At 67.8% G+C, this 3660-nt stretch carries 3 protein-coding genes and 1 pseudogene; 3 read left to right on the top strand and 1 reads right to left on the bottom strand.

Annotated elements, in window-relative coordinates; genetic code table 11:
* The first annotated feature begins 1 nt into the window (after window position 1).
* Together M2283_RS51875 and M2283_RS51400 are read left to right on the top strand one after the other, a co-directional pair.
* A complete protein-coding gene (locus M2283_RS51875) occupies window positions 2-202 on the top strand; it encodes a hypothetical protein (RefSeq protein ID WP_348538999.1) in 201 nt (66 codons plus the stop codon).
* A 144-nt stretch (window positions 203-346) separates the two neighbouring features.
* A pseudogene (locus M2283_RS51400) lies at window positions 347-806 on the top strand (IS630 family transposase); the annotation flags it as partial.
* Between the two features lie 31 nt (window positions 807-837).
* Here M2283_RS51400 and M2283_RS51395 read toward each other — a convergent pair.
* Window positions 838-2565: a bifunctional 3-(3-hydroxy-phenyl)propionate/3-hydroxycinnamic acid hydroxylase gene (locus M2283_RS51395; RefSeq protein ID WP_348538998.1), complete on the bottom strand. Its 1728-nt coding sequence runs from the start codon at window positions 2563-2565 to the stop codon at window positions 838-840.
* A gap of 190 nt (window positions 2566-2755) precedes the next feature.
* Between M2283_RS51395 and M2283_RS51390 the strand changes: the two genes are divergently transcribed.
* The gene (locus M2283_RS51390) at window positions 2756-3622 is read left to right on the top strand and encodes a thioesterase II family protein (protein WP_280883549.1); all 867 of its coding nucleotides are present in this window, start codon (window positions 2756-2758) and stop codon (window positions 3620-3622) included.
* The last annotated feature ends 38 nt before the right edge of the window (window positions 3623-3660 follow it).

The following is a 3660-nucleotide window of genomic DNA, read 5'->3' as shown; positions in this document are numbered from 1 at the left end:
CGTGTACTTGCTTCCCACCTGGTGCTACTTCCTCTGGAACCTCAGATCCCAGTCTCCAGGTGTCCACGATCAAGGGGAAGGTTCAGCGCAGCCGCAATGGGTACGTCTGATGGCCATGCGTAAACGCAAGACCCTCGTGGTCTGCGAGCAATGTCATCAGGAAATCCACGCGGGACGGGGAACAGCCACTACCCGGAAATGATCACTGGAGAGCGGTATGCCGGGAAACTGGCCCGTACCGTTCGGGAAGGGGCCGTCGGAAAAGGACCCGAACCACGGGCACCTCGTCGGCGGCCTACTTCACTCTGAGAGCGGCGGCGGGTGAAATTCCCGCCGCCGACTCACCCAGGCGCTGGACCGGTCCCAGCCGGTGCTGCCGATAATGCCGGGCATGCCGGGCATGCCGGAGCGGCGCACCCAGGACTACGTCCGCAACGGTCTGACCACCTTGTTCGCCGCGTTCGACGTCGCCACCGGCGAAGTCATCACGGCCTTGCACCGCCGGCACCGGGCCGCGGAGTTCAAGAAGTTCCTGATCCGGATCGACAAGCAGGTGCCCGCCCACCTGCAGATCCACCTGATCGTCGACAACTACGGCACCCACAAAACCCCTGCGATCAAAGCCTGGCTGGCGAAACACCCGCGGTTCGAACTGCACTTCACCCCGACCGGCTCCTCCTGGATCAACCAGGTCGAGCGGTGGTTCGGCTACCTCGCCCCCCAGATGATCCGCCGCGGCACACAAGAAAATCCAGGCCCTCGAAGCCGACATCCGCGAGTTACTATCCCCTCGCCCCCAGGGCCCCGGCGTTCTCGCAAAATGTCCAGTTCGTTCTCTCAACGCCTATCTGCGGCTCCGGCAGAAGACCACGTCAAGGTGGAAGCGACTGGCGTGCAGCCAGAGGATGAAACGGACGAATCGCGAGAACGCCGGGACCCTGCCCTCGCCCCCGCCGGAACGCCAACACCCATGCGGGCCCGCAGGTCGTCCACCAGGACCGCTGCCGCCCCCAAACCCGAGGCCGCCCCATACACGTGGTAGTCCGGGCGGACCAATACTGCGTCGGCACCGTGGCGAGCCAGGAAAGCGCGGTAGACGCCACTCACATCGGCCACCGACATGTTCTGCGGCGTCCCGTCCTCGGGAAGCAGCGCCACCACGTGCGTGTCCAGGTCCGTCAGGAACGCCGACTGCTCCGCGTTGAGGCGGCCGTCCGCGCCCTCTGCCAGCAGCAGGACGAAGCCGCGGCCAACCACGTCGTCGAACAGGCCAGTGTCCCTAAGGCCGCGTACCTGGCCCTGAGGGACCACCTCGCCGGCCGGGGACACAGGCGAGCCGTCCGCACCGCGTTGAAGGAGCCCCTCCGTGAGAAGCAACGACAGGTCCGGGACCGCCGGACCGCGGCCACGGTGGCCCGCCAGGATCGTGGCATCACGTTCGGCCGCAGCCACGGGGTCCGTCACGCAGATCACCCGGCCCAGCTGGACCGAGGACTGAACCGACTCGCGTACCTGCGCGCGGCGTTCCTCCATGTAGGTGTCGAGAAGCGACTCTGGAGCGAGGCCCTCAAGCACCAGGTCCAGCTTCCACGCCAGATTGACGACGTCGCGGATGCCCGAGCACATGCCCTGCCCAGCGAACGGCGGCATCAGATGGGCCGCATCCCCGGCCAGCAGTACCCGGCCCACCCGCCACTGTTCGGCCCAGCGGGCCTGGAAGATGTAAGTGGTGCTGCGCAGCAGCGTCGCGGTATCGGGAGTCACCCCATAGGGGGCGAGGAGCCGCCAGGCAGTCTCCTCCCGGTTCAGGTCCGCAGCCCGCTCGCCGGGCAGCCGCATAAACTCCCAGCGCCGATGCCCCGGACCGCTGCCGACCAGGGTGGTCGGCCTGGCCGGGTCACAGATCTGGACGTTCGTCGGGACAAACCGGCCCGGCTCGCGCAGCTGTACGTCGCACAGCAGCCACTCGTAGGAAAAGCCGAGGTCGGTAACCGGTACGTCCAGGTGATCCCGGACGAAGCTGTTGGCGCCGTCGCAGCCCACCACCCACCGCGCGGTGTACGTCTGGGCTGCGCCGTCCTCGTCCTCGGCCGTCACCACGACCCGGTCGTCTCGCTCCTCGACTCCCACGACCTGGCGGCCCCGCACCACCGTAACCCCGGGCAGCTCGGCCGCCCGCGCGGCTAGCAGTTCCTCAAGGGCGGGCTGGTGCATGGTACTGGCGTCCGGCCACCCGTACGGGCCCTCTGTGCGAAAGACGATGTCGAGGAGGATCTCACCGTCGGCGGAGCGCCACTGGTAACCGGTGGCGAGCTCCGTGATCCGGCTGAGGTCCGGGCCTAACCCGCAGCCGGCGAGAAGCCGGGCCGTCTCGCCATCGAAGCTGGTCGCCCGGGGCAGGGTGTAGGGGCGTCGGCGCCGTTCCAGGACCGTGGTCCGTCGGCCGCGCTGGGCCAGCAGGACCCCGAGAGCGGCCCCGACTGGCCCGCTGCCGACAACGATCACGTCCGCGTCCATCTCAGAGCTCGCGCTGGCGGGCGGCTTGTACGGTGACGTCTCGGGCACGGGAAACCCCTCATCACGGGTGGCTGGCGCAGGCATAACTGCGGTACTGGGAAGGGCGCAAGACTAACCATCCGTCCCGGTGTTCGGGCCGTTCGAAGGCCTGGACTATCAGATCTGGGGATACGCGTCGCTGCCCGCACGAACCTATGCTTCCGGCACGCCCTCACCAACCACGAGGAGCTCGTCCGGCATGCCTCAAGCAACGGCGCACTTCGAGAAATGGGATGAGTGTCGCGCAGCCCGCGCCGCAGAGCACCGTGAGGCCTGCCTGCCGTACGCAGGCGGCTCTGCAAGCTTCTTCTTCCCGGTAATCCGGGCACTGCACCCATCGGTGGAGGTGTTGGCCTTCCAGTACCCAGGCCGCCAGACCCGGCTCCACGAGCTGAGGATCGACAACATACCCGAGTTCGCGGACCAGATCTTTGCCGCGCTGCAGCACCTGGACGACAAGCCCCTGGCCCTGTTCGGCCACAGCATGGGCACCGTCCTCGGGTACGAGGTGGCGCTGCGCATACAGGACGCCGGACTGACCACGCCGGTACGGCTGTTCGCGTCCGGTCGGCGGGCCCTCTCTCGCTATGGCGACGAGCGGGTGCATACGGCGAGCGACGCTGAACTCGTGGCTGAGATCAGGACGCTCAGCGGCACCAACGAGATGCTGCGCGGCGACCCGGAGGTGCTGGCGATGATCCTGCCGGCCATCCGCAGCGACTACACCGCCATCGAACGATACCGACACGAGCCCGGCCGGCGCCTCAACTGCCCGGTGACCATGCTCACCGGAGACAGAGCCCCCGGGTCTCCCTTGATGAGGTCGAGGCCTGGGCGGGGCACACCACCGGGGCGAGTGAGACAGAAATCTTCCGGGGCGGCCACTTCTTCCTCGTCGACCGCGTGGCCGAGGTCATTGGCTTGGTGGCCCGGCGGCTGGGGCCCCTCCGCGGCGTTGCGACACCTAGCACGGTTCCCCGCTTCCTCAGGGGCATGCGGGCGCCGCCCATCCTGTGGTAGGCGGTGGCCCACGTTGAGGAGACCGCCGGGACCATGCTCGGAATAGACACCCTGACGGCCGCCTCCGATGAGACCCCAGACCGC

Origin of the sequence: Streptomyces pseudovenezuelae (genome assembly GCF_029892565.1) — a bacterium.
Classification (GTDB): domain Bacteria; phylum Actinomycetota; class Actinomycetes; order Streptomycetales; family Streptomycetaceae; genus Streptomyces; species Streptomyces pseudovenezuelae_A.
Note: the sequence above shows the minus strand (reverse complement) of the source record. Positions and strands in the feature narration are given on the sequence as shown.

What these genes read in the sequence shown, in the direction of transcription:
- M2283_RS51390 (WP_280883549.1), top strand. Translation starts at nt 2,756, where the DNA reads ATGCCTCAAGCAACGGCGCACTTCGAGAAATGGGATGAGTGTCGCGCA.